The 24,961-nt window shown below is 46.2% G+C and carries 21 protein-coding genes and 2 pseudogenes; 8 read left to right on the top strand and 15 right to left on the bottom strand.

The features are described from left to right. Positions 1 to 104: 104 nt before the first annotated feature. Together IQ270_RS12325 and IQ270_RS12320 are read right to left on the bottom strand one after the other, a co-directional pair. On the bottom strand, positions 105 to 728 hold the full coding sequence (locus tag IQ270_RS12325; protein WP_193973495.1) for a restriction endonuclease subunit R: 624 nt from the start codon (positions 726 to 728) through the stop codon (positions 105 to 107). Between the two features lie 124 nt (positions 729 to 852). After that, the gene (locus IQ270_RS12320) at positions 853 to 1,740 is read right to left on the bottom strand and encodes a polysaccharide deacetylase family protein (protein ID WP_193973494.1); all 888 of its coding nucleotides are present in this window, start codon (positions 1,738 to 1,740) and stop codon (positions 853 to 855) included. Positions 1,741 to 2,261: 521 nt separating this feature from the next. Between IQ270_RS12320 and IQ270_RS12315 the strand changes: the two are divergent. Continuing rightward, positions 2,262 to 2,986, top strand: a pseudogene (locus IQ270_RS12315) (Uma2 family endonuclease). 108 nt (positions 2,987 to 3,094) lie between these two features. Here IQ270_RS12315 and IQ270_RS12310 read toward each other — a convergent pair. After that, positions 3,095 to 4,744, bottom strand: coding sequence for a family 10 glycosylhydrolase (locus tag IQ270_RS12310; protein WP_193973503.1), 1,650 nt, complete (start codon positions 4,742 to 4,744; stop codon positions 3,095 to 3,097). An 827-nt stretch (positions 4,745 to 5,571) separates the two neighbouring features. Between IQ270_RS12310 and IQ270_RS12305 the strand changes: the two genes are divergently transcribed. Continuing rightward, positions 5,572 to 5,976 (top strand): SH3 domain-containing protein, encoded by a 405-nt coding sequence (locus tag IQ270_RS12305; protein WP_228056296.1) that lies wholly within the window; start codon positions 5,572 to 5,574, stop codon positions 5,974 to 5,976. 137 nt (positions 5,977 to 6,113) lie between these two features. Here IQ270_RS12305 and IQ270_RS12300 read toward each other — a convergent pair whose 3' ends face one another. After that, a complete protein-coding gene (locus IQ270_RS12300) occupies positions 6,114 to 7,094 on the bottom strand; it encodes an aspartate carbamoyltransferase catalytic subunit (RefSeq protein WP_193973493.1) in 981 nt (326 codons plus the stop codon). A gap of 1,015 nt (positions 7,095 to 8,109) precedes the next feature. On the opposite strand from IQ270_RS12300, the gene IQ270_RS12295 reads away from it, so the two are divergent. Further along, entirely contained in the window at positions 8,110 to 8,328 is a 219-nt protein-coding gene (locus tag IQ270_RS12295) for a DUF4327 family protein (RefSeq protein WP_193973492.1), read from the top strand. 139 nt (positions 8,329 to 8,467) lie between these two features. On the opposite strand, the gene IQ270_RS12290 is transcribed toward IQ270_RS12295, so the two are convergent. From IQ270_RS12290 to IQ270_RS32280, 8 genes are all read right to left on the bottom strand, one after another. Next, positions 8,468 to 9,709, bottom strand: a complete 1,242-nt coding sequence (locus tag IQ270_RS12290; protein ID WP_193973491.1) for a protein kinase — start codon at positions 9,707 to 9,709, stop codon at positions 8,468 to 8,470. A 586-nt stretch (positions 9,710 to 10,295) separates the two neighbouring features. Continuing rightward, the gene (locus tag IQ270_RS12285) at positions 10,296 to 12,545 is read right to left on the bottom strand and encodes a serine/threonine phosphatase (RefSeq protein WP_228056295.1); all 2,250 of its coding nucleotides are present in this window, start codon (positions 12,543 to 12,545) and stop codon (positions 10,296 to 10,298) included. Positions 12,546 to 12,822: 277 nt separating this feature from the next. Then, positions 12,823 to 15,390, bottom strand: coding sequence for a DHH family phosphoesterase (locus IQ270_RS12280; RefSeq protein ID WP_193973490.1), 2,568 nt, complete (start codon positions 15,388 to 15,390; stop codon positions 12,823 to 12,825). Between the two features lie 244 nt (positions 15,391 to 15,634). Beyond that, entirely contained in the window at positions 15,635 to 16,450 is an 816-nt protein-coding gene (locus tag IQ270_RS12275) for a PD-(D/E)XK nuclease family protein (protein WP_193973489.1), read from the bottom strand. A 188-nt stretch (positions 16,451 to 16,638) separates the two neighbouring features. Next, a complete protein-coding gene (locus tag IQ270_RS12270; protein ID WP_193973488.1) occupies positions 16,639 to 16,944 on the bottom strand; it encodes a type II toxin-antitoxin system RelE/ParE family toxin in 306 nt (101 codons plus the stop codon). Beyond that, positions 16,941 to 17,195: a type II toxin-antitoxin system ParD family antitoxin gene (locus IQ270_RS12265; protein WP_193973487.1), complete on the bottom strand. Its 255-nt coding sequence runs from the start codon at positions 17,193 to 17,195 to the stop codon at positions 16,941 to 16,943. The genes IQ270_RS12270 and IQ270_RS12265 overlap by 4 nt, the downstream gene beginning before the upstream one ends. A gap of 185 nt (positions 17,196 to 17,380) precedes the next feature. Continuing rightward, positions 17,381 to 18,049, bottom strand: a complete 669-nt coding sequence (locus IQ270_RS12260; RefSeq protein ID WP_193973486.1) for a Uma2 family endonuclease — start codon at positions 18,047 to 18,049, stop codon at positions 17,381 to 17,383. A gap of 285 nt (positions 18,050 to 18,334) precedes the next feature. Further along, positions 18,335 to 18,472, bottom strand: coding sequence for a hypothetical protein (locus IQ270_RS32280; RefSeq protein WP_339384140.1), 138 nt, complete (start codon positions 18,470 to 18,472; stop codon positions 18,335 to 18,337). A gap of 163 nt (positions 18,473 to 18,635) precedes the next feature. Here IQ270_RS32280 and IQ270_RS12250 point away from each other — a divergent pair, with 163 nt between their 5' ends. Next, positions 18,636 to 18,875: a helix-turn-helix transcriptional regulator gene (locus IQ270_RS12250; protein WP_193973485.1), complete on the top strand. Its 240-nt coding sequence runs from the start codon at positions 18,636 to 18,638 to the stop codon at positions 18,873 to 18,875. Positions 18,876 to 18,914: 39 nt separating this feature from the next. Here IQ270_RS12250 and IQ270_RS12245 read toward each other — a convergent pair whose 3' ends face one another. The 3 genes from IQ270_RS12245 to IQ270_RS12235 form a co-directional block, all read right to left on the bottom strand. Next, positions 18,915 to 19,355, bottom strand: coding sequence for an aspartyl protease family protein (locus tag IQ270_RS12245; RefSeq protein WP_193973484.1), 441 nt, complete (start codon positions 19,353 to 19,355; stop codon positions 18,915 to 18,917). 83 nt (positions 19,356 to 19,438) lie between these two features. Continuing rightward, the gene (locus tag IQ270_RS12240; protein WP_193973483.1) at positions 19,439 to 20,023 is read right to left on the bottom strand and encodes a PAP/fibrillin family protein; all 585 of its coding nucleotides are present in this window, start codon (positions 20,021 to 20,023) and stop codon (positions 19,439 to 19,441) included. Between the two features lie 379 nt (positions 20,024 to 20,402). Further along, on the bottom strand, positions 20,403 to 22,082 hold the full coding sequence (locus tag IQ270_RS12235) for a glycosyltransferase family 4 protein (RefSeq protein ID WP_193973482.1): 1,680 nt from the start codon (positions 22,080 to 22,082) through the stop codon (positions 20,403 to 20,405). Positions 22,083 to 22,473: 391 nt separating this feature from the next. On the opposite strand from IQ270_RS12235, the gene IQ270_RS12230 reads away from it, so the two are divergent. The 4 genes and pseudogenes from IQ270_RS12230 to IQ270_RS12215 form a co-directional block, all read left to right on the top strand. Continuing rightward, positions 22,474 to 22,710 carry a DUF3134 domain-containing protein gene (locus IQ270_RS12230; protein ID WP_193973481.1) on the top strand — a complete coding sequence of 79 codons (237 nt, stop codon included), beginning with the start codon at positions 22,474 to 22,476 and terminating at the stop codon, positions 22,708 to 22,710. 130 nt (positions 22,711 to 22,840) lie between these two features. Continuing rightward, positions 22,841 to 23,956, top strand: coding sequence for a phospho-N-acetylmuramoyl-pentapeptide-transferase (gene mraY, locus IQ270_RS12225; protein WP_193973480.1), 1,116 nt, complete (start codon positions 22,841 to 22,843; stop codon positions 23,954 to 23,956). 281 nt (positions 23,957 to 24,237) lie between these two features. Then, positions 24,238 to 24,687, top strand: a pseudogene (locus IQ270_RS12220) (murein L,D-transpeptidase family protein). Positions 24,688 to 24,772: 85 nt separating this feature from the next. After that, a partial coding sequence (locus IQ270_RS12215; RefSeq protein ID WP_193973479.1) for a glycosyltransferase family 2 protein occupies positions 24,773 to 24,961 on the top strand: 189 nt, incomplete at its 3' end.

The raw sequence follows: 24,961 nt of genomic DNA, 5'->3' as shown, positions 1-24,961 counted from the left end.
TATATCATGTCCGGTCAGAAAAACGCTTCGATCGCGGTCGTTATCGGCGGACATGATATTAGATATTGTCTGTTTTGAAATAAAGATTAAAATTGCTTTTATTGCTAGTCTGGCAATTGACTCAGGCGTTTTAAAATCTGCAAAACGCGGTACAAATCATTGCCGGGATTGCGGATTACAAATTCTGGCGACAAGGCATACTGCGAAGTTTCACCTCTAACTAACTTGACAAAAGAGAAGTTAGCACCTGTAGAAATCATACCAAAAGTAGGAGTTTCTGGATGCGGATCTGCCAGCATATATGTCAGGAGTTGGGCAAGTGCTTCGTCTGTTGAAAACGAAAGTTGTTTGGATTCAATTACTGTCACCCACAAGTTTGCTTTCATAATTAGGATATCTATTCTGCCTTCGATGATTCTGCCTTCGTCTTCCTCTTGAATAGCGATCGATTTTTCGGCTTTGACTTGAAAAGGAGACTCAAACAGACCGGCAATAAACAAAATCGGGCTGACTATCGTGAGTTTGACTGCATTTTCCAATACAGGTGGGGAGTCTACCAAGTTGAAGTATATGTCTTGAACGCGATCGAGCAATTGTTTTTCTGTGTCAGTTACTTCCGGCAAGTTTTCTTGCCATTCTCGGAAAAATTCGCTGTGGCGAACTCGCTGCAAGCCGAAGTTATCGATTAGATAGCGGAGGTTAATATCCATTGCTTGAAGTTTTTGCATGATAATTTATCGAGTTTTAATTATTGGTAATTATTTTAGCATTAGTGTAATTGCAATCGCAGATTGAGGCAGATAAACGCAGGTGAACGCAGATGGGTAGAGTTGATTTTGCTGAAGTTTTTGTTTATTTGGGTTGGCGATCGACTGTTTGCTGTTTTTGTTCTGCTTGCAGTTGTAGCAGTTGCGGTATGGTGACAAAACGGTATCCCTGTTGTTTTAGTTTGGGAATAATTATATTCAAGGCTTTTACCGTGTTGTGACGGCTGCCCCCGCCGTCGTGCAACAATACGATCGCCCCCGGTTGTGCTTGAAAAATTACAGTATTTGCGATCGTATCTGCGGGCAGTTGTTGGTAGTCTTTAGGGTCGATCGACCACATGACTACTACATAGTTTTTATTTTTAGCGTAATCCGCGAAACCGTTATTTAAGCGGCCGCCGGGAGGACGAAACAAGAAACTTCTTGCGCCAGTCGATCGATAAATGTGAATGCCCGTATAATCGATTTCATTGGAGGCTATTTTTTCGGTAACATCGTGATAGTAGTGATGCCACGTATGGTTGCCGATCGCATTTCCGGCTTGCACAACTTTTTTAGCAATTTCTGGATATTCTCGCAGATTTCTACCCAAACAAAAGAATGTAGCCACAGCGTTGTGTTTCTGCAACACTTCTAATATTTTCAAAGTTTCTGGTGATGGGCCGTCGTCAAATGTCAGGGCGATAACTTTGGAGTTGCTGATACTTGCTTTATAAACAATTTGGCTGCGAAATTGCGCCGGCGGTGCGAATACTAAAGGTTGTTCGGCTGGTTTGGGCGCAGGAGAAGGCGGTATTTTTGTTGGTTTGGGCGGTTTGAGGAGATTGGGCGGGGAATTGTCAAAAGGGGGGATTTGGGCTATTGAATTTGAGCTAGCAGTTTGTGGGTTTTTAGGGAACAGGGAAAAAAGGGCGATCGATCCGACAAGTATCAAGATTTGAATTACGGATTTTTTAATAAATTTGGGAGTCATGTACTGTACAATTTGCTTTTAACAATCTAATTATCGCTGACAATTCGGTCAGCTTAAGAGTTGGCTAAATTAATTTTTGTTTAAAAACAGGGATTGTCGCAGCGCCAAAACCTTCAGCTAAAAGTCTGGCGCATCTGAAAATTATTGTATTTTTGGGCCGATATACCCAATGATTATCTTTCCAGGCCCTAATTATGTTTGGTATTGCGATATTTTATGGAAGATATTTTTACTAATCTTTCCGATGCTGCCACCATAGCTTTTGTGAACCTATTTTAAATTACTTCTAATTACGATTTTATACTATTTAAGTCATCGATCGCCGGATCTCGCTCGGCTACTGGCTCTTTTATTTCTGGCTGACTTACCATAGTAAATATTCCTCTGTGTTAACCTCTATCTCAATATTTTAGCAAATAAGCTCCTTCTCAAAGACGATCGCCAAAATTTCGCGGCTTACAAGCTTGCCTAAAATTAGCTAAAATCGCAAGATACCGACGCATTACAAGAGGAGAAAAGTCATGATTGCTCCGGCAAATCTCAGCCGCATTGCGATCCCCCCTTTGGAAAATGGCGAACTTGCTAAATTTTTGCAGAATTCGAGCGGCGCTATAGGGCTATGCCAAAACTCAAAAAAGCAGAATTGATTGAAGGAATTGTTTATATGGCTTCACCCTTACGGTTTGAACCCCACGCCGAACCCCATGCCGATTTAATGGGCTGGCTGTGGAGTTCAAAATTGCTACTCCAGGCCTGCGTCTCGGCGATAACCCCACCGTGCGTCTCGATGTGGATAACGAACCGCAACCCGATGCTGTACTACTAATTGATTCCCAACATGGCGGCCAAACTTGCCTCAGCGATGACGGTTATATCCTAGGCGCGCCCGAATTTGTTGCCGAAATTGCTGCTAGTACCGCGACGATCAATCTACGCGACAAAAAACGAGTTTACCGCCGCAATGGAGTCAAAGAATATCTCGTTTGGCAAGTCATGAATCGCCGGATTGATTGGTTTTCTTTACAGGAAGAAGAATATATTTCTCTGCTTCCCGATGCGGAAGGAATTATCCGCAGCCGGGTTTTTCCGGGGTTGTGGCTGGCTGTTTCGGCACTGCTAGAGGGGGATATGTCAAGTGCGTTAGCGAAGCTTGCAGAAGAGGATCGCCATTCTTCAAGCCGGATTAAACAGTGACGCACATCAAGAGTTTGTCCAACAGTTAGCTAGCTTTGCCAATCCCGCTTAAATATCCCCTCAATCTCTTAGTCTGCGGAGGCAGACTTCGTTTGACAAGGAGCGGTTTCAACCGCCGAGCAAGCAATCGGGTAATGAACCCAGATTTGATATCATCCCCCTAAAACCGACAAGTTTGCCGCGCCCTTTCGTCCTCCGGTTCTTGCCAGCCAAAAGAGAAATGACTCACCGCATTAATTTGCGGCGTCGCCGAGCGAATTGCCCGCATTTGAATCTCCAAAGACGGCCGATTTTTCACAGATTTTCCCCAATCTCCGGCAAGGGCAGGAATGATTTTTGCTCCCGGAGGCGCTAAACTCACTGTCCGCTGCACCTGCGGCACGATACAGCTTACATCCCCACAATTTCCGTAAGACATCGCGTGGAATTCGACAGCAGCCGGAAAGCTGTCCCAAGGCTGCAATCTCGAATCAAATCCGCCTTGATTTATCTTTTTATTGGCATCAGGAAAAAACACTGCTCCGACAGGAATTCCCATTCTTTGAGCTGGTGCAATTGCCATTCCAAAAAACTCTAATACTCCTTGGACTGCGTGAGCAACGCTCAGTTGCCAGAGGTCTTTTTGCAGAATTCCCGTGTCGGGAAGTGGCGGTTTTGGTGTCGGTTTTGGCGCGGGAGTTGCAGCGTTTGCCGATTTTGTGGCGGGAGTTTTTGAGGCTACTTTTGATGTGGCATTCTGTCTTCTAGAAGGGGGAGTTGCTACTGCTATAGGTTGCGGGACTCGCCCCTGCCAAAGAGGTTGTTGCTCGGTCGGATACTGTTTGACTACTGCTTGAACGTCATTAGTATTGATAAATCCTTTGGTTAAATATCGCTGAATTAAATCTCGCCCTTGCTGATTGTTAGCCCGCTGCAAAAGTATTTGCTGCGATGCTGGGCCGTAAATCCACAAGTCTTGAACTTTGGTAGCAACTGAAGCTGGCCCGACGCCCCGTAGATAGCGAATGTAGTCGAATAACATTCCTTGCGGCCTGCGCTTGACTATTTGATTTACTAACAAAGTATAGTCTTGTCTTGCTTGGGAATTGTAGGGATCGACAAAGGCTTGATTGCCCGGAACTTCTCCGAAATCTTCGTTAATTGCTGCGTCTTGAATTACTGTTAAACTTGTCTGGTTTTTACCGTTGAGGGCGAGGGCTTGCTGTCTGTCGGGACGCTGAGAATAGGTATAGCCGAAGTTCATGGTAAACAACCAGGCGTATACTTTTAAACCTCGCTGTTGGCCTTTGGCGATCGCCTTTTCTAGCAAATCGTATTTTTCGTAGCCGCGATTTCTCAAAACCGAAGGCCAAGCAGTTGGATTGTCTGCTGCTGGGAGCAGCACTTGACCGTCGTAAAACACTTCGACATAGACTTGGTTGTAACCTTTATTGACAACTTTGTCTAATACTCGATCGATTTCTCCGGGCCTGACATCGCAGGGATACAAACGCAGCCAAACTGCTTGGGTTTGGGGCCAAGTTTTTTGGCGACATTCTGCTATTTCCCGCGCGTGTTTTTTCAAAACGGCAAAATATGCTTGCTGGGATTCCGTTTTTCCTGACAGGGCGGCGCGGCGCAAGTCTTCTTTTTGATTTACCTGTTCTTTGGATAATTGACAATAGGCTGATGTTTCGGCAAAGGCTGGTTTATTTTCGATAAAAGACAAAACAAGCTGGCTGATGAAGCTACTGGTTATCACAGCAGTTACCGCACTTAAAAAGCGTCGCTGATGTTGAAAATTCGCGATGCGAGTTGGTGCAATTTTCATGGGATAATTGAATCGGGTTTTCTGGTTTAAATTGGTTCGCGATCGCCCAAAGGCATCGCGCAGACGCACGGCTACAAATTTTCTACTTTTTTCGGTTGACTTAGTTATGCCACAAGTCGATCGCACAATGCAAATTCTGTGGGGTGGCTATTTAGATCCTTTCTAATTATTCTGGGTAGTGCCGAGCCCTTAAAAATCCCTCGCATTCAATCGACAATCTCATCGAGCCGCACCTTACACGCAGGGTTCGCGGAAACAAACCCCAAACTTGTTTTGTTTCGCTTTTTATAATAGTATGTCAGCTTGCATCTTTGTCAGGGACAAAGTTCTGGCAAATCTTTACCAAAATCTCGATCGCCCCTAATCTGTGCAACGCCTGCGATCGGGTAGAATTATTTTGTTCCAACCAAATCAAGACAGTGCTTCAATATCAGCAGGAAACTTGCGCGATCCAATAGCTGTCCGTCGCAGGTGTAGCAAATCAATCAGTCAGCACACCAAAATCAGCAGTCTCTTTCCCGACTCTCGGCAAGCAATCTCCCACCCCGAAACGATGACTGCTATCCCTTTTCAATGACACACTTAAGTTGAATTCTGCGCTCCTGGCGATCGACGCCGTCTCAAGTTTTCACCAGAAAATGTAAACTTTATTTATTTTTTTGTGTCGAAAAGCTCATTAAGTGACATCATAGACTTGTGCTAGATTCAGGCAACTTGGCGAATCCTCGGCAAAACCAAGACTGTAACGCCATTTTGTGCCTTGTCTGACACATAAATTAATGGTTAGGGCTGTGAATCGAGGTTTTGACCTGAGCCTGTACCAACAAATGTTAACAACAATCATTGAGGAAACTATGGAAGCACTAGCATTGAACCATTCTTTTGTTGCTTATGAATCTCCAGAGTCCGAACTCCAAATGGAATTTAAAATTCCCAATTCTGCATTGGTAGGTGCTGCAGGTCTGGCAGTAGCCTTATCTGTTCTGGGCGCCACTGGCGAAGCCCAGGCAAGTTGCCACTACAAGCGCTGCGGCGGCGGTCACAATCATCACAGGTACGCCAAAGTTGTCACGAATGGCGGCCGACTGAATATCCGCCACCGCCCCAATGGCTGTGCTCATGTCATCGGTAAGTTATATCGTGGAGACCACGTAAAATTGACCGGTCGTTACAAACGCGGCTGGGCCCAACTCAAAGGCGGCGGCTGGGTGTCTACTGCCTGGATCTCCTAACTCTTAACTAGATCGCTTTACATTTCTAGAAAGAGTTTTAATCGTTACCCAACCATACTGGGTAACGATTATTGTAAAGAGGCGATGGAGGCTGAAAATAATCAAATATCGGAAATTAATCAGTAACAGCTAACAACCTAAACTTTACCGCCACCGATCAGATACAGTAAGGCCATCCGCACCGCTACGCCGCTGGTAACTTGCTGAGAAATCAGGCTAAACTGGGGATCGTCCATCAATTCCGAACTAATTTCCACGCCGCGGTTAACCGGGCCGGGGTGCAACACCTTCACATCCGGCTTGCAGAGTTTCAGCCGATCGCGCGTAACTCCATACAAAGAATGATACTCTCGTAAACTCGGCAGCAAATGCTGGCTCATCCGTTCCTTTTGCAGCCGCAAAGTCATCACAAAATCAGCATCGGCCAAAGCAGGTTCAAGCTGCCAGTGCAAAAATAACTTACCTTCCCTACCATCGCCGCACTCAGCAAACAACAGCGGCAACAAAGTCGGCGGCCCGGCCAAATGAACCTCTGCCCCAGAAGCCGTGAGACTCCAAATATTCGACCTCGCCACCCGCGAATGCAAAATATCCCCCACCACAGCAATTTTTTTGCCCGCTAAAAGTTCCAGCCGCGGGCCTTCGCTATCTAACAGAGAACAAATAGTAAATAAATCTAGCAAACCTTGCGACGGGTGTTCGTGCTGGCCGTCTCCAGCATTCAGAACGCTGACTCTCGAACCCAAACGATCCATTTCCGAAGCAATTGTACTGGGGACTCCAGCTTGTTCGTGGCGGATGACCATCAAATCCGTTCCCATCGCCAGATAAGTCTTAGCCGTATCCAGAATAGTCTCTCCCTTGGTCAGAGAAGAACTGCCGGGGGTAAAATTCAGCGTATCCGCCGACAGCCGCTTCGCCGCCAATTCAAAACTGTTGCGAGTCCGGGTGGAGGGTTCAAAAAACAAATTCGCGACCACTTGACCCTGCAGGGCCGGCACTTTCTTAGTGCGGCGGCCGAGCACTTCCCGAAAACTGGCCGCGGTTTGCAGCACGGTGTCGTATTCGTCGGAGGTAAAATCAGCCAGAGTGAGAATGTGTCGCCTTGTCCAAGTCATGCAATTTTAGATTTGAGATTTATTGAATCAGGACGGACGATGGGTTTGGAACTTGCTTGCACGCCAGCGCTGGAGGGCATGGAATGTTCGATCGACACTCGCGCGGATTCCGGTTAACAGTATCCAACAATTTTTGACCAAAAAACTGGGCTCGTATCCAACAATTTTTGAGGAGGGCTTTGTTGTTTAATAGAGATATAGCCTTTCAAGCTCTCATATGAAGTACCAAGCAGGCCCGCGCCAGCCATAAGTCTAACCGGGCATACCTCACACCTAACTGAGAACCCCTATATCAGCGGTAATGCGCGCTGAAAAAGTGAAGTAAGTCTAGCTGAAGCCGCGCCGCTCCCGAACCCTGGTAGCAAACATCCTCAATCTTGTATTAATATAGAAAAGCCGAAATTGAGAACTCGATAAATCTCGCTGCAAACGCCGCCCGGCACCAGGTCTATGCTTGGCAAGCAAGTACATTCAAGGGCATCCCTGCTTCGCCCAGCACGATCGCTCATCAAAGGACGGTGAGTTTCAACACCTTTGCCGTCATTAGAGCTATAATCTAGTTTATGCAGCTCAGACCCTACTCTCACAGTTTTCACCAGCGTCGAAGCTGAAACAGGTGCTTTGAATAATCGCCCGAAAGCGGAAATTAGTCTGTAGCAGCGAAACAGTAATTGCAGTTTCTCGTTTTCCTCGGCCTTGTCAACAAGCGACCTTCCTGGGCCCTGGCATCTGCTATCATATGTGGAAACAATCGAGGCGGCAAACTTCCCACTGCCGATCGAGAGCATATAGTGCGACATTTCACAGATGATTAATTCTTTGAAGTCGGTCTTGACTATTAAGTCTTGCTTATAGGCCCTTGTCAAAACGAACAGTGTTGAGATACAAGTTGAATATGTAGCTTCCCGACAAAAATCTACACGTATCTTGGTTAGACTGTTCTTGGCGAAACTGCGGTAAAAGTGTGCGCTGGGAAGTGGTAATTACACAAGATTTAAACAATTCAAGAGGTATTATGAGCCAGAAGGTGATACAGCCGATGGTTAAGTTCCAGCGTCAGGTGCATTCTCTCGTGACGTCTGACATTATCAAGCCGACAGACAGCATTTGGAAAATAGCTCTGCTTTATGGGGACGAATGGCCTTACTGGAAACAGCAACTGCTAGAGTTTGATTTTTCTATGCAAGACCCTGTGAGCGAGTTGATAGCTGTAGAAGCTTGGGACGAGGAATAATAACAGAGGAGATAGAGGAGTTGGGTGTCTCAGAGAAATTCAAAGGCGATTGGGTAAATTTATGAATAAATTTGCCGTTTCTAACTTCTTTCCTCTTGCTTCTTTCCTCTTGCTAGTGACTGAGGACTCATTCTTTCTGTTAAAGGCAAGTTGCTAAAGCTCGAGCTAATTGTTGAGCGGTTTGAAAACGATCGCCAGGCTTAGCTGCTGTGGTTCGGACAATGGTCTCCCGCAACTTCGGGGCGATAGTCGGAATATTTTCCAGCTTAAACCCGTAACCTCCAGCTATTTTCCCATAAAACTTTTGAGGGCTTTCGGCCGTCAGCAAAAAAATCAAAGTAGGCCCAATAGCATATAAATCCGACTGAGGCAGAGGTTGTCCCCGGTCCTGTTCTGGTGCGGTGTAGCCTTCAACGCCGATGCGAGTGCCCGGAGGAGTGCCGATTTCTTTAACGGCGCCAAAATCGAGCACAGTAATGCGATTGTCCCGGTGCCGCACTAACAAATTAGCAGGTTTAATATCCCGGTGGACGATCGGGGGTTTTTGAGAGTGAATGTAGTCCAAAATTTCACAGGTTTGGATCATCCACTCGATCGCCTGTTGGGGAGCAACAGGCCCGCGGTTGTAGATGCGTTTTTCTAAATCCTCGCCGTGGAGCATTTCCATCACCAAGTATTTTTTCCCCCCTTCTACAAAAAAGTCAAAAAACTGAGGGATTCCCGGATGGTGGAGGGCCTTGAGAGTTTTAGCTTCACGTTCAAACAGTTCTTGAGCTTTGCCTATTTGAGCCATGTCAGCATTCATTTCCTTGAGGACTACCAAAGAAGCTGCGGGAGAACTTCCGGGTTTTTGAGCTTTGGCTTTTGCTCGATCCCAAGCTAAAGTCGTTGTCCCCATACCGCCTTTGCCCAAAGTTCGCAGCACTTGGTAGTGACGGATTGTGCGATCGACTTTAATCGGTTCGCCGCAGTGGATGCAGAATAAATTCCCCGGCGGGTTTCCCGCGTGGGTACACCTCGGGGGGGCAGAATTGACGGTAGGGATCGCCTCAATTTTGCCGCCGAGTTCAATAGTGACAACTTGGAAATGCAGAGTTGGGCCGCCCCGCGCCAACTGGATCAGGGCACCGTCGGATATCCAACCTTGAGACACGAGAATACCGTTAACAAAAGTGCCATTTGTCCCGGAATTGACTAAGTACCACTGACGGTCGCTGTCACTTTTAACTCTTTGCAATTCTAGGTGTTCCCGCGACACTAGAGCATTGGGGATCACAACATGATTGTCAGGAGAGCGGCCGATGCGGACAATGGACTCGCTCTCGAAACTCCACTGCTGCAGGGGGGTCTGTTTTTCTGGATCTAAAAGAGTCAGCAGCATTTTCGATTCATAGGATTAATCTGCCACATACAGCGTATTCCAGGTTTGTGAAGACACACTCCTAGCCCGGTTTCTTTACAGTTATGGCATCATTACTGATTCTGTTCTGTGAAACCCGGTTTCTCGCTCTCTACATCTACATGGAATATGCTGTAAGATTTATACAAGGTGGACAAGACTGACATCAAGGAGACATTTGAAACTTATTTTATTTCCTGCTTCTTTTTCGGGAGTCGGTTGCTTCCAGTCTACAGGCACGAATTCAGGACGGCGTATCCTTACTAAGCGATAATGGGAATCAGAGATCGAATAATCGCTGCGTTTTCCCGATCGAGCAAAAGATTGTCAGACTCACAATCAAAAACTCGTTTTTGATTGTGGCATTGGTTGCTAATGACCCGAAGCGCAACAAGTTTTTGATGATAGATATTAAGCATTCACTTAACTAAATCGTAATTCAGGTAATAAGACAGAAAGTCAAGCCTTGCCCAGAAACGGCAGTTGTTGTTGGCGAACCGACAACAATTGGAGTTTTAAGCTTAGCCTGCCAGGACGCTGCCTTTAAAAAATTGACAGCATCCAAATTTTAAAATCGAAATGCCCCTACCTGCGCCCGAATGATAATTGCCGTGATATTGTCGTGACCGTTGCGTTTGTTGCCCAGTTCAATCAATTCGGTAACTGCCCGATCGAGATCGGCTTGGGGATTGAACAGGGGTTCGAGAGTGCTCGACCAGTGAGTTTCCAACAAATCATTATCTGTCAGGCCGTCGGAGGCCAAAATCAATAAAGTATCTTCGCACAAGTCGAAAAACTGCACGTCAGGCTTGAGAAAATTACTGTCTCGCGGGCCGATGGCTTGAGTTAGTTGATAGGCGTCGGGACGGGAATAAGCAGTTTCCGGGTCAACCCCGCGCTTAACTTCGCGCTGCCCTACTTCGTGGTCTGAAGTGATTTTTTCTAGGGGATGACCCTTTCTGAGCCGGTAGAGGCGGCTGTCGCCGACGTGGGTGACGGCGAATTTGGTGTTTTGAAGTAAGACTGCGACTAAGGTTGTACCCATGCGGGCGCTGCCGGAGCGTCCGTCCTTTTGATTGATTTCAAAGATGGCTTTGTTGGCTAGCAGCACTCCTTCGCGGATGGTGTCGGCCTGGGGCAGTTGATTTTCCCAATTGGTTTGAAAGAATTCTCTGAGGGTTTCTGCAGCTAGTTGACTGGCTACTTCTCCGCTGTCGTGTCCGCCCATGCCGTCGCAGAGAATGTAAAGCCCTTTGGTTTGAAAAATGCGACCGAAGCAGCTTTCGAGTTTGTCTATCTGAGTCCAGATGCTGAAGAAGTCTTCGTTGTGGTCGCGGGTGCGGCCGACATCGGTGAGGCCTGCGTCTTCTAAGCCGTACATCTGGACTGGCATGGGCTGGGTTAAGACTTCGCCAGCGTCGGGGGGTGAGCTGTCGGGGATGCTGTTTTGGAAACGGGTGGGGGTTATGGTTGCTGGAAGTGCGGGTTGGAGTTCGAGGGGAACGGTTTCTAGGCGCGATCGCAATTCTTCGATTGTGTTAATCTCGCCTTTGTACATTTGTTGCAGCAGTTCAAGCAATGCGCCAAACTGAGTGCGACCGGACTGGTTAAATATCGTCTGCCACAGTTGCCCCAAATCTATTAGTTGCAGGTTTGAGCCGGCGGGTTCGGGATAGAGGTATTGCAGCCGCAAAGAGACAAAGGAAAAGGAAGAGTCGGGGTTGACTCGCAAATTTATTAGTTCCAGCAAGCTTTGGCGGCAGCGCCAGGGTTCTAGGGCTGCCCACAGTTCTGTCATTTCGTGCAGCCAGTACACAATTTGCTGGGTGGAAGTTTCCGGCTGACTCCACCGTTCTACCAGCAGCGGCCATTGCGAGCAGTTTTCTAGCAGCAGCACTGCCTGTTTGTTGTCCGACCAGCTATCGTGAATGACTGGCAGGTTGTGAGAGAATTGCCACCGGAGTGCCAGATAAGGTTCAGCTATGCCTTGGCAAAGCTCTGCTAAGGCTCCGTTGGTCGAATTTTCTCCTTGTTTGATTGCTGCGGTGTAGGGAGAAGTTCGTTTGGCGACGCTGGCAGAGTTGGCTGCTAGCATTGCTTTGAGGGGTGACATTTGCAGCGGCTGACAGTCCAATACTGTTACTGCTAATGTGTCTGACTGTTTTCTCGCCGGCAGGGTTTCTAGGAGTTGGTAGCGCTGCTGGCTGTCTAGATAATCTCCTGCCGGTTGGGCAGAAATTAAATATTCGGCTTGATTGGGGACGGGGATTTCTGGGGATTGGTCTTTGGGCGCTTCGGGGTTCTCTGTTGTTTCTGGGGTTGGCTCTGCCTGTGGTGGGGTGATGAAATTGTTTTCAGATGGGGTTATTTGCTGCTCTGGTGCTGTAGTAGAGTTTTTTTGGTCTGTTTCAAAGGATTCTGGTGCGATCGCCCCTGCGCCAACCATACTGTCCGTTTCTGCACTGAGTGCGGCGGCATCGGGCTGTGGAGAAGTTGGTGAGGCTGCTATTGCGGAGTCGGCGATCGGTTCGGGAGAGTTTTGGGCTGATGCGATTTCTGGAAGGTTGTCGGTGGTTTGGGCTTCGCCTGGGGGTACGGTTGACTCGTCTAGCTCGACTGCTGGAAAATTCGATCGACCGCAGATAATCGCCCGCCACACTTGACCTGTTGTGGCTCCGCAATTTTGACATGATGCGGCGCTAACGGCGACTTGGGCGCCGCATTGGTGGCAAGGTTTGTAAATTAAGGAATTTCCGCATTGTTGACAAAACTTGTTTAGATTGGGATTTTCAAATTGGCAGCGGGGACAGAGGAGCATATGGGTTTTAAATTGGAGATGTGCGATCGACACAAAGCGGTGGGGGAGTTTTGGGTTTTAGTCTGTGAGTTATCGCTTTTGAGTTTTGGGCGTGACTCGCAACGGATAACTCCTATTGTGCTATGCCTTATTTTATCGGCATCAATTGATAACTAAGATATTTCTTAGAACTGAGATATTGCACCGGCGTCAGGAATAGATGTGTCAAGCAAGCGATCTCCACAAAAACCTTTCTCGCTTCCGACGAATGCAATTTAGATGGACATCAGCTTATCAGTTAGAAGGAATTTTCTGTATAATCTTCTTGGAAAACGGTCTCTCGGGCGATCGACACAATGGTGGAAAGGGGTACTTCACAAAAATATTTCCGCCGGAATTGTTCTTCAGAGACTGCTGCTAGGAATTGCGCTGCAAAACCGACTGCTGGCGGGGAATTTTGCTCCTGGAAATGGGTTGAGGAACCAGAGAATAAGGGTTTGGAGATGTTCTCTCCCATTTTTGTTGTTTCTGGTTGTCTGGTGATGTGGAAAGCTCGATCGCGGTAATTGACTTGGAAACCGAGATGCTGTAGGGTTGCGAATCCCCGTCGCAGAGATGTGTCGCCGATGCCGAGTTTTTGGTTTAGTTGTTGTCTGGTGACAGGTTTGTTGGTGCGGCTGAGGTATTTGGCGATGCCGATTAGCTGTTGGCAGATTTGCTGTGGCGGTACTGGTGGGGGTAAAGTGTAGGCGATCGCCAGTTTTTTCTGAGCGTGCTGTGCTTTGCGAAACCAGATCCGCAGTTCGTCCCAGCTTGCGGGGCATTCTTTGAGGATAATGCAGTTTTGGCGATCGACTATTTCTGAATTTTCAACTAGATTTTGGGCCGACATTTGAGATTCTAAGTTTTTGCTAACTGCTAACAACTCTTCATCCTGATTTCTCTGGCGCCAGTCTACGATCCAATCTATTTTAGTCAGGGCATTAAATTGTTTGTCATCCGTGCATTCCCGCACTGAGATCAACCGCACTTCATAGTCCGACCTGTAAGTATTGAAATCAAGTTCGACAGTAGCATCGCACCGCCCTTCGGGAACTTCGTCTCGGTAGTGTCCCCACCAAATGCCGGCAAATCCTGTATCCCTAGATTCATCCCAAATATCAAAAGAAGTTTTGATATACTTTATTTCTTTTCCTTTTAAATCTTTAATATTCTTATTCCAAATATTTTTAAACCAGCAGTTTTCGATCAGCAATTTTGGTGCAGGGTTGCCCATACCGCAGGGTTCGAGCAATTTGAGTTCTTGAAATAACTCTTTGCCTAATTCGGAGACAGTAATTTTCAAGTCGGCTTGAACCAAGGCTGCTGTTAAACTATCTGCGCTGTATTGTTGTCGGAGTTGTTGATTGACAGCATCGGTAAATAGGGGAATATTTTCAATTGGGAGACTCAATCCGGCGGCGAAGGGATGACCGCCGAATCTGTCCAATAAATGCGCTTGGTCTTTGACTAATTTGTAAAGGTCTATTTGATTGGCGGAACGCGCCGAACCCCTGGCAATTTTAGATTTGGGATTTGGGATTTGGGATGGGGAAAGTGTTTTTACATCGGGGTTTAAAGAATCGACAAGTTGCGCTTCCCCAAGACTTTGGTTGATTTCTTCGCTTCCCTCGGTGCAGAATAAAATTACCGGGCGGCCGTATTCTTGGGCGATTTGTCCTGCTACTAATCCTAATACTCCTACGGGCCATTGGGGGTCGCTGAGGACAATAACGCTAGTAGTTGAAAGGTCGAGTTTGGCTAGTTTTTCGGCTGCATCTTTGGCAACATCTTTTTGTAAAGATTTGCGTCTGGTGTTGGCAATTTCGGTTAAATTTGCTAGTTCTTCGCAGCGTTTTTTGTCGCGGCTGGTGAGGAGTTCTACGCAGAATCTAGCATCGCCTTGAATGCGGCTGACGGCGTTGATTCTAGGGCCGATGCCGAAGGAAATGTCGGTTGGGCGATCGCCCGATCTGTTGCACAGTTCGAGCAATTTTGCTACTCCCGGACGGGTGGGATTTTTGATTTGTTTTTGCAGTTGTTCTATGCCGATTTGTGCTAGGTAGCGGCTGTCTCCTGTAAGTTGGACTAAATCGGCAATTAAGCCGATCGCCACTAACTCCAATAAATCTGTGAGCGGGCGCTGCGGAACATCCGGCAATGTGTGATACAATGCTTCGATTAATTTGTAAGCTACGGCAACACCGGACAGGTTAAACAGTTGGTGGTTGGCCCGAAAGTAGCGGGGATTGATAATTGCTGTCGCTGGCGGGCGATCGTCCGGCAATGTATGGTGGTCAGTGATAATTGTATCTATGCCTAAACTGGTAGCGTATTCGATTTCGGCGATGTTTGTACTGCCTGTATCGCAGGTAATAATTAGCGTAATTCCCGATTTTGCTAAGTTGTCGATTCCGGGGAGATTAAGTCCGTGAGATTCGGTTAAACGGTTGGGAATATAATAAATTAGTCGATCGTTTTGAGCGAAAAATTCTCCTAATCCGTCCCAAAGAACCGAGGTGGATGTGATGCCATCTGCGTCAAAATCTCCCCAAATAGCGACTTTTTCGTTACTATTTATTGCTTGCTGGATTCTGTCTGTAGCCAGGTGCATTTCTTGCCCGAATTCCCACGGACTTGCTGGTTGATAAAGTTTGGGATTGAGAAAACCAGGTATTGCTTCGGGGTTTTGAATTCCTCTATACCAGAGAAGTGCGGCGGCATAGTTTCCGGGGAGTTGTGGTGCGTGTTTTTTGACAGCTTGGATCAGCCAAGCTGGAGGCTGGGATAAAGGTTGAGATGGCAAATTTTGAAGTAGTTCTGTCATTGGTTATTTCATGAATTCCTGTAGGGGCGGGTTCACCAACCATCTTTCATTCACATCCACAATATCTATAAACCCGCCCCCACCGGACGACTAATAGTGTCACTGGTTCCCCGGCTCTGCCTGGGAACCCATTTCCAGAGGCTCTGCCTCGCTTACGATAGGGAAAACTGGAGGCAGAGCCTCCGTATTGGCGTTACCAGGCAGAGCCTAGTAACGAGTAAAATTTGGGGGGCTTGTTTATATATTAAATGAATATTTCGTCGATTATAGCAACATTTGGCAGCCAATTTGCGGGAGTTTCTGCCGGAAAATTTGGTGAAAAAGCTTGGGTGTCTTCTGTGCGGTTGCAGCGAGTGGCAAATTGACAGGAAGCGCAAAGATTGGCACTAATTTCTACTTGCGGGAAAAATTCGTCGCCAGCGGAATATCGCTGTCGCCAGTCGGTTAGCTGGCGCAATATTTGGGTTAAATCTTGTTTTGTGCGATCGTGTTCTGTTTGGTTGTATGAAAATGTTAGTTGTTGCGGCGGTTCTTCTCCTTGCAATTGTACGAACCAGTATGTCATAGAAACTTGTTCGGGGGAATAGTCGCTGGTTTCGACTAAGACGTATAAATATAGGCGAGTTTGCCAACTTTCTGCTATCCATTGGGATTTTTGAGGGCGCGGATAGGTTTTCCAGTCGAGAATTTTGGCGGCGTTTGGTTCTGCTATTAATAAGTCGTAGATAACTGTAAATAGGTAGTCTTGAAAAATTAATATCCGGGGGTGTTCGGCTTGGCGGAAAATTTGGTCGCTATTTTCACGTTCCGCGAAAAGTTCGGGGGCGGCGTTAATAAAGGCTGCTACACAGCGCCCGAGTTGGGGGTCTTGTTGGATGATTGATTCAATGGGAAGTCCGAGTTCTCGCTGCTGCATCAAAAGGTGAAAATGGCTGCCCCATGTGAGTTTTTGTTTTTGTTCTGGAGAGGCGGTAGTGGCGAGGAGTTCTAAGTAGCTGTATTGAAATTTGCGGGGGCATTCTTTGAGGATTTTGAGTTGGGTTTGGGAGAGTCGGAGCATTTTTTTATGATTTTATATTTTAGATTTTTTATGATTGTAAGTGAGGCGATTTGTCTTTTTTTTTGACCGTTGATTGAGGCAGATGACGCAGATGGACGCAGATAATTTTGATCGCGTTTTTGGAGGAGAGTGCGATCGCCCTTTTCTTTCCCAAGTGCGATCGCCCTTTGGGATCGATCCAACGCTAATTAATCTTCCCCTAACTCTGAAAGCAATAATTCCAAGTCTCGATCGCCCCGCAGCACCCGAGCAATATCAATCCCGTCCGATCTCGGGTAATAAAAAATCAAATAATCCCTAACAATAAATCCGCGCAAGTTGGGGGATAACCTCTCATAGCGTTTGCCCATATTGGGAAATTCGGCGACAAGTTTACATTTTTGACGAATTGCATCAAAAAGCTCGCTGGCTGCTTTAGAACTATTGCGACCAATGTATTCGCAAATATTATTCAAATCTCGAACAGCTTCATCTGAAAATGTATAACTGTTCATGCCCCTGACTGTTCTCTTCGATCGATCTTTTCTTGAATTCTGGCAAACACAAGTTCTCCATCTGTTACTTGTCCGTTAGCAATTTGTGCAGTTGCAACTGCTATTTTCTGGCGGAGTTCTTCGATGCGTTGTTTCCGTTCTATTAAAAGTGCGATCGCTTCTCCAATTAGTTCTTCAGCACTGCTATATTTTCCGCTTTGAATTTGCGAGCGAATAAACTCTTCGTATTCCGGCTTTAAGACAATATTCATTGACTTGCTCCTTTAAATCACAGAAAGGTTACTGCACGATCGTGACATCTTTTGTAGATTAGCTTAGCACAAATATCAACATTCTCAGAGATTGTGGCAGCCCTAGAGTCGAGCTTGAAAAAATTATTGTGAATCGCGTGCGATCCTCTTCGAGGGCTTCGCTAACGCACTTTTCGCCAACTTCTCTACAAATTCCCAATTTGTTGAGCAAACCACATCGCCGCCGTCCCATTTCCCTGATTCAAAAGTTTCAAAGTCTCCGACAGCAAAGCAATTGGCAATCCCTCCAGCGCACCGGAAATTTCGCATTCCTGATACTGCCCATTTTCCTGCAATCGAAATGCCAAAACTCTCTCGCCTTTAATATCTACCACCCAATATTCAGGAATTCCAAAAGCAGCATACAAGCGCTTCTTTCCATCTAAATCGCTGGCCAAAGTAGTATCGGAAGTTTCTACTACTAAATCAGGAATTCGAGATTGATTCAGATTGATTCGGCGCGGTTCCCCTTTTTGCCACTGGATGAATTCTCCGCCAATATATAAAATGCGATCGGGCGCACCTCCTCCCACCTTTGGCTTTTCAATTACACATCCACCCAAATCATCGAAAGCTTGTCCTCCTTTGTTGACAAACCAGGCGTAATACACCAGCGTCAAGAGATTGTTAAATCTAGCGTGCTGAGGCCCTTCATTACCCATGTCTATCCAAAGATATCCTTCATAAAAAAATATTCTGGCTTCTTCCAAAGACGGATCTTCGCAAGCAGCTACATAATCTTCCCATGTCGCGGCTTGCCATTGGGGAATTTCACCCACTTGAGACACAATGAATTTTGCTGTTGTAGAAGTCATGATTTAAAAACAAATTGAGGATAATTTTATCCTAACTTAAGTTGATATTTATCGACTGCTGTAATTAGTACCAAATTGAAGCTAAGTATCAAGCTGAAAGCGACTTGTAGGGTGCGTCAGACGAAGTTGTTGAATTGATTGTTGAGGATTTGGGATCTGACGCACCTTACTTTATTCTGCGGGCGCGGTAGGTACTTCTAAGTCTGGCTGCAAGTCAAAGACTACGACAAGCGTTGCTTGGGGCATGAGTTGACGCAGACACAGCAAGTGCCCGTCAGCATCCGATCAACTGCGAAATCGCCCCACAATCGCGCGCTGCATATTTGGCATGAGTTTGGCGATCGCCCAAGGGTAAAGGCGTTTTTGGTACGCGATCGCCCGAGGATTCGCACAGAATCCCTGTTGATAACCGTTTTGTGGCATAATCGTGTGGTATTCGTAAGGAGTACAGGAAAGGGCGTTAGTAAGTCTCTTGCCAGAAATCGACTAACGCCTCTACTACTATGATTAAACATCAAATCGGTCGCAAACGTCAATACTTAACGGTAAAACTTAACGTTTTGTCCCTGAAAAGGTTCGGTCAGCTATGGATCTGAGAGCCTTAAGAGAACGTGCGGGGCTGAAAATTATAGACGTAGCACATATACTAGAATGTGCTGAATCTTCAATTCGCAACTGGGAAAAGGGTCGAACATTGCCAAAGATGGAAGTTTGGCAAGTATTCCGAATGCGGGATTTGTATCGATGTACCGAAGCGGAGTTAGTGCTAGCTGTCAGAAAGTCAATGCCGGCAGAAAACAAAGAACAGACAAAACTGACGGAGTAACAATAAGTTGCATTTTAGGTTATTTCCTAACTGCTAAATTCAAATTCTTAAATAACTAGCCGTCGGACTCAGCGGCAAAAGCACGAGTGTTTGTTTCTGCAAATCCAATTCAATTCCTAATGCTTCTAACGGGATGACGCCCAATAACGGATCGGCTCCTGCGGGCAGTTCTATGCACTCAAAAGTCGCGTCTCTTCCCATTAATGAAATTTTTGCATCTTCAAAAATGCGTGCTGTACCGATGCCTGTTACCGTTGCTACAGGCACGGTTTTCAGGAGTTTTAAACCGAGTTGGGCGATCGCATCCTGCGGCAAGCATAAAGTAGTCGCCCCAGTATCTACCAGCACATTTTTTATGGTAATAGAACGTACTCGATCGGCAGGAATTAGATTATCTTCTGCCTTACCTTGGTCGAGGCGATTCGCGATCGTCAGTGTTGTGGTAATTTTGCCCATTGGTTCTTTAATAGTTGATGTCATGATTGTATCCCTCCCGGTATCATTTTAGATTGATCGCAACTTTCAAGCAAAAAATATATCGAACTCAATCAAGCATCACAAAATCACTGTTTTGTCAACACAAAAACACTTCCTTCATTGCCGCGCCCGATCCGCAAATCGCCATCCAAATAAGTAATATCCAGCCATCCCTGCTGTTCCCGCGCATCCAGCTTGAAATCTACAGCAGCAAACTTTTTCCCCGACTCAATCTCATTGATATATTTTGCCGGAGATTCATAGCCAATCAACCTGCTTAAACCCAAGATCGATCGCTCAAATTTCACCTGCACTCGCCGTTCCGAAGTTGCTTCAAATCTCGCAGCTACGCTGACAATCCCTTCCAAATAAGGCAATCCGTAAACTTCGGCAATGTTATAAATTTTTGATTCTTTGACGCGGATGGATTGATAGATTTGACCTAATTTTAACAGCGGAAAACTGTCAATATTCAACAGGGCGCTGCTGCTGGTGTACAATAACCGCCAATCACCTTCTAAAAGCTCTGCGGCTTCGACGGGGCGAGATGTGGGGTTGTAATCTTCCAATTGGGCGATCGCACTTAAAATCGCCTGTTTGTCGTTTGGAGTCGCCAGCAAACCGCGATTCTTACCAGCAATTATCTCTAATAGTCCAGATTTTTTAAGCATAGTTTTTTAAGAGTCAGTAGTTATTGGTTATTGGTTATTGGTTATTGGTTATTGGTTATTGGTTATTGGTTATTGGTTATTGGTTATTGGTTAGTTCCTATTCCCAATGCCCTGTTTGCCCAATTTCCAATTCCCTGTTTGCCCAATTCCCTAGTCAGCAGTCAGCAGTCAGCAGTCATTAGTCAGTAGCATTTTTTAGGGGCGGGTTTAGAAGAGGATATATGATACAAATGACTGAAAAAATGGCTTTTGCCCATCCTCTTATTCTCTGTACGTAGTGCGAACCCTAGACTTAATTTTAATCTTCAGTCCAGACGCGAAAATCGTTTGACAAGGAGTGGTTTTAACCGCCGAATCTTATTCGATTTAACATGAACCATTACCGATTCCCAATCACTAGCACCCCAAATTTTACGAGATAGAGTAGCGTCCGATACAGGTAAGCTAATTCTTGCTCGTTTTTGGCATACAGCCTGAGAATTTCGCCCGCGCTGACAGTACCTTTTTGCTCGATCGCCTTTAACATCTCCATCTGAATCTTAACAGAGATTCTTCTGTCTTGACCGAAACTGCTAAACCAAATTGTCTGCAACTCTTTCAGAAGTTCTGGTGTGGCGATCGCACCCAGACTCAGCACCATATCATTGGTTAAAGTTCTCGTCGCATAATGGCCCAACACCCGAAACGGATCGTCGCTTAGCGGATAAGGCGGTTTCCCTGGTTTTAAAGGTGCCGATTCCGGTGCAGAAACCCGAATTTCTGCTAATTCCCGCCACAACTGTTCGTAAGCAGCAATTACTACTTTCCAATCATAAATCTCCCTCGCCCTTTGTCTCGCATTTTCGCCCATCCGCTTTCTCAATTCCGGGCTGTCAATTAATTGGCACAAAGCGCTAGTACAAGCATCAATATCAACTGCGGTGGCTAAGGAAGTATGACCCATGTAAGTCGGCCAATTCAAACTACCGTCGAGATAATTTATGGCTAAATCCAAACAAGCTTCTGGCGGCGGGATCAGTGTCGGAATCCGGAAGCCGTCGATTTCGTGGCGTACTGATTCTTTGTATCCGTTCCAATCAGAGACTATGGCCGGCAGTCCGTTAGCCATTGCTTCGATTGGCGTTAGTCCAAAGGTTTCTTGAATGTTGTCCGAAAGCGAAATAAAAATATCTGCCCCCGACCAAATATTAATTCTAACTTCCGGCTTTCTGCCATCTAAAAAAATAGCATTTACCGAGGGACAAAAGATTTGCGCGCTATTTTTAAAGTCGGGTTCTTCTCTCGGATCTTCGATCCAACCGGCTTGAATTAAGTGGATTTTAGCATTGGTCTGTTGTGCTGCTCGCTCTAAGGCGATGTACATCGGTATGGGATGAGCTTTTGCCGAAAAAGTTAATCTGCCGACAAACAACACCACAATATCGCCGGGAGAAATGCCGAGTTCTTGTCGCTGTTGGCGGCGGCTGTTAACTGCTTCCACACCCTGCCCAAACGCGCTACAATCGACTCCTAGGGGAATAACGGGCAATTTGACCAAAATTTCCGGTTTGCCGCCGTTGCGCTGCGCTAAGTATTCTGACCACTCGCTCAGAACTTTTTCTACTGCTGTTTTCACGGCCCTAGAGGTGCAGATCAGGGCGTCCCAAGGCTGGATGGGTGCGGCGATCAAACCGCCGATTGCCTCCATGACGTATTTTGTACCGATGGTGTGAGTAACGCCGCAAACGCTGTAGGCCCGCTGATCGACAAATCGGCGCGCCCAAACCAGATCCGCAAGGGCAGGATCGGGTCGATAAATTGTGCCCGGTTGAGACAGCAAATCCGACCGCTGTGCAGGAATCCAGCGGACTTTCCGAGGTTGTTGCAGCCAAGGTTCAATGCGCGAACAAAACTCCTCAAAGGTTTTTTTGCTATCTGTGCAACAGTAGAGCGAGTCAGCGGTTCCGTATTGAACTAAGCTTTTGAGGAACCCTTCTCCGGCTGCATGACGCCCCAAAAGTCTCTTTCCTCCGGTGTCGTAACCCTCTTTGTTGTATAAAACGGCCGCCGTTGTATCCATCCTGGGATTTATTGTTTGAGATTTGACTTAAAAAGGTAGAGGGTATTCGCCATCAGGCTTCGATCGAAAACCCAGGGACTGGGGCGAATGTGCCGCTTGCTACAGCGCCGCGTATCCTGGGATATCTTAAATACGATCGTCTCGGCTGACAATACTTATACCTAAAAAAGGATTGGCAAGAGCGGATTTTAGTGTTATTCTGAGGCCCATGCTTGGGGTGAGTTCATTTTCGGTCTGCCATTCAATCCCGATCCGGAAGCAAACAGTGCCTGTGGTATAATGCCCTAGCCATGCTGGACGCGGAATTTGCAAGCGCTCTATCGCAAGAGCAGTCACTAGGCAAGACATTACCTCTACTCGATAGCGTCTTTCTCTTTAGAAACCGAGAATCATGTATAACCCATCTCTGCGCCAAATCCCTCGCCACTTGCCTGCGGACGTAATTCCATTAAAGCAGCAATCATCTCTTTTAGACTGGTTGGAATCTAACAATCGCCTGTTAGCAAGGGATGTCCAAGAACCAGAATATCTCAACGAAGAAGAATTTCCCGAACTGATGGCAGTTGACGACACTCCTTACGATGATGAAGAAGAGGCAGAAGAGGATGCGGGTGTAGGCGACGAATAACTGCTACAAGGGTGAAACAATCAACCGGAAACAGGGAAGAAAAACTAAGAGATTTCGCAATCTCCGGTATCGCACCCTATTCTCCAATTGTCAATTGCTTATTTTCAAATGGTGTGTGGCCAGGAGTGATATGGATAACTTTGTGGATGAGAGAATCCCTTTTAGTATGCCTTTCAAACTTACAGGCAGGAATTTATTCCTGCTGCTGGGTTTGGGACTCGGCATTGTAGCGATCGGTTTAGATGTAGCAGCGGGTAGACTTTTGAATTCGCCTGCATCGCTATTTGTCCCGCTAGTTGTTTGTGCTCTAGTTGCATCGGGATTGGGCTATCTAGTAGTTCCCGTACTCCAGCAACTAAAAGCCGGACAAATAATTCGCGAAGACGGCCCCCAAGCCCACTTGAAAAAAGCGGGAACGCCGACAATGGGAGGCGTGTTTTTTGTACCGGCGGGAGTCGCAGTCGCTTTATTGCTGTCGAATTTTAACTCAGACGTTGTTGCCGTATCGGCTTTAACTTTAGCTTACAGTTTCATCGGCTGGCTGGACGACTGGCAAATTCTCCGCCGCAAGTCAAACAAAGGTATTTCACCTCGGATGAAATTGGCTTTGCAAATAGGTTTTGCCGCTTTATTTTGTCTGTGGCTGATGTTCCACAATCCAGCTATTTCTACTAACATTGCTTTGCCTTTTGGTTGGGTATTGCCTTTGGGCTTGCTGTTTTGGCCACTGGCGGGGTTTGTGTTAGTTGCTGAAAGCAATGCTACTAATCTTACTGACGGCGTTGATGGGTTGATGGGAGGTTTAGGGGCGATCGCACTTTTGGGACTGGGCGCATCTGTAGCCTCAACTTCGCCAGAATTAATGATATTTTGCGCCTGCATCAGCGGCAGTTGCCTCGGTTTCTTAACTCACAATCGCAATCCAGCCCGCGTGTTTATGGGCGATACAGGTGCCTTGGCTTTGGGCGGTGCGTTGGGTGCAGTAGCTTTATTAACAAACAGCCTTTGGATATTATTAGTTATCAGCGGGATTTTCTTTATAGAAACACTGTCGGTAATTGCTCAAGTAGGTTATTACAAAGCTACAAAAGGCCCGGATGGCATCGGCAAGCGTCTGTTAAAAATGGCTCCCCTGCACCATCATTTAGAACTGTGCGGCTGGCTGGAAACTCAGGTTGTTGGTATCTTTTATTTAACTAACGCGGTGTTAGTCTTAATGATTGTTTTGTTTGCGGGCAACAGTTGAGAGTGGATTGGGGTAAGGGATTTTTCAGGGTATGTAAGAGATATTTTCTACTATTTTCAAGAACAGGCTTTCCGGCCTGTTTCACAAACACAGACAAGATGCTTGTTCCACACTAAATGCAGTTGTGGAATGGGCATCTTGCCCGTTCAAGGCTCCGAAGTTATAATTTTGAGAACTGATACTGGCAGTTAATGCAATGGAACTCAAAAACAGAAAACGCAATATTTGGATAATTGCTTCATCTGCGGGCTTTTTATTGCTAGCTGCTAGCTCAATATAATTTGGATAAAACGAGAATTTCTATCTTAGTTGAAAAGTCTAAATATAAATTGACTGTATATGCCGACAAACAGCCGATTAAATCTTATCCGGTGGTATTTGGTGGCAACCCCACAGGTGATAAATTCAAAGCAGGGGATTCGCGCACGCCTGAAGGAATTTTTAGAATTAAAGATATGTATCCTCACGAAAGTTGGTCGAAGTTTATCTGGCTGGATTATCCCACTAAACAATCTTGGCGCAAACATATTCAAGCCAAGCAAGCTGGTACAATTTCATGGCAAGATAGTGTTGGCAGCGAGATTGGGATTCACGGCGTATCGGCAAATTCACAGAAGTTAATTAAATAGAGATAGAACTGGACTTTGGGCTGCGTTTCACTGGAAAATAAGGATGTTGAAGAATCGTATCAATTCGTGCAGCAGGGAACGGCTGTAGAAATTATTCCTTAAATTAAACTACAATAAAAAGGTTCGTAGTAAGGACTTTAGTCCTGAAAAGAGAGGACTTCAGTCCTCACTACAAACAGGAAGAAGCATGAACGATGATGGTTTTTTACCGATTGTTGCGGTGGTGGTACCTGTTTATAACGGTGAGAGGGATTTGCCGGATTTAATTGAGTGCTTGCGATCGCAAACTTACCCGCCACAAAGTGTAGAATATCTTATAGTAGATAACAACAGTCGCGATCGCACTTCAAGTATTCTCCAAACAGCAGCCTTTAAC

Origin of the sequence: Microcoleus sp. LEGE 07076, assembly GCF_015207455.1 — a bacterium.
Taxonomy (GTDB): Bacteria; Cyanobacteriota; Cyanobacteriia; order Cyanobacteriales; family Microcoleaceae; genus Microcoleus.
This window is presented reverse-complemented; position numbering and strand designations above follow the sequence as displayed.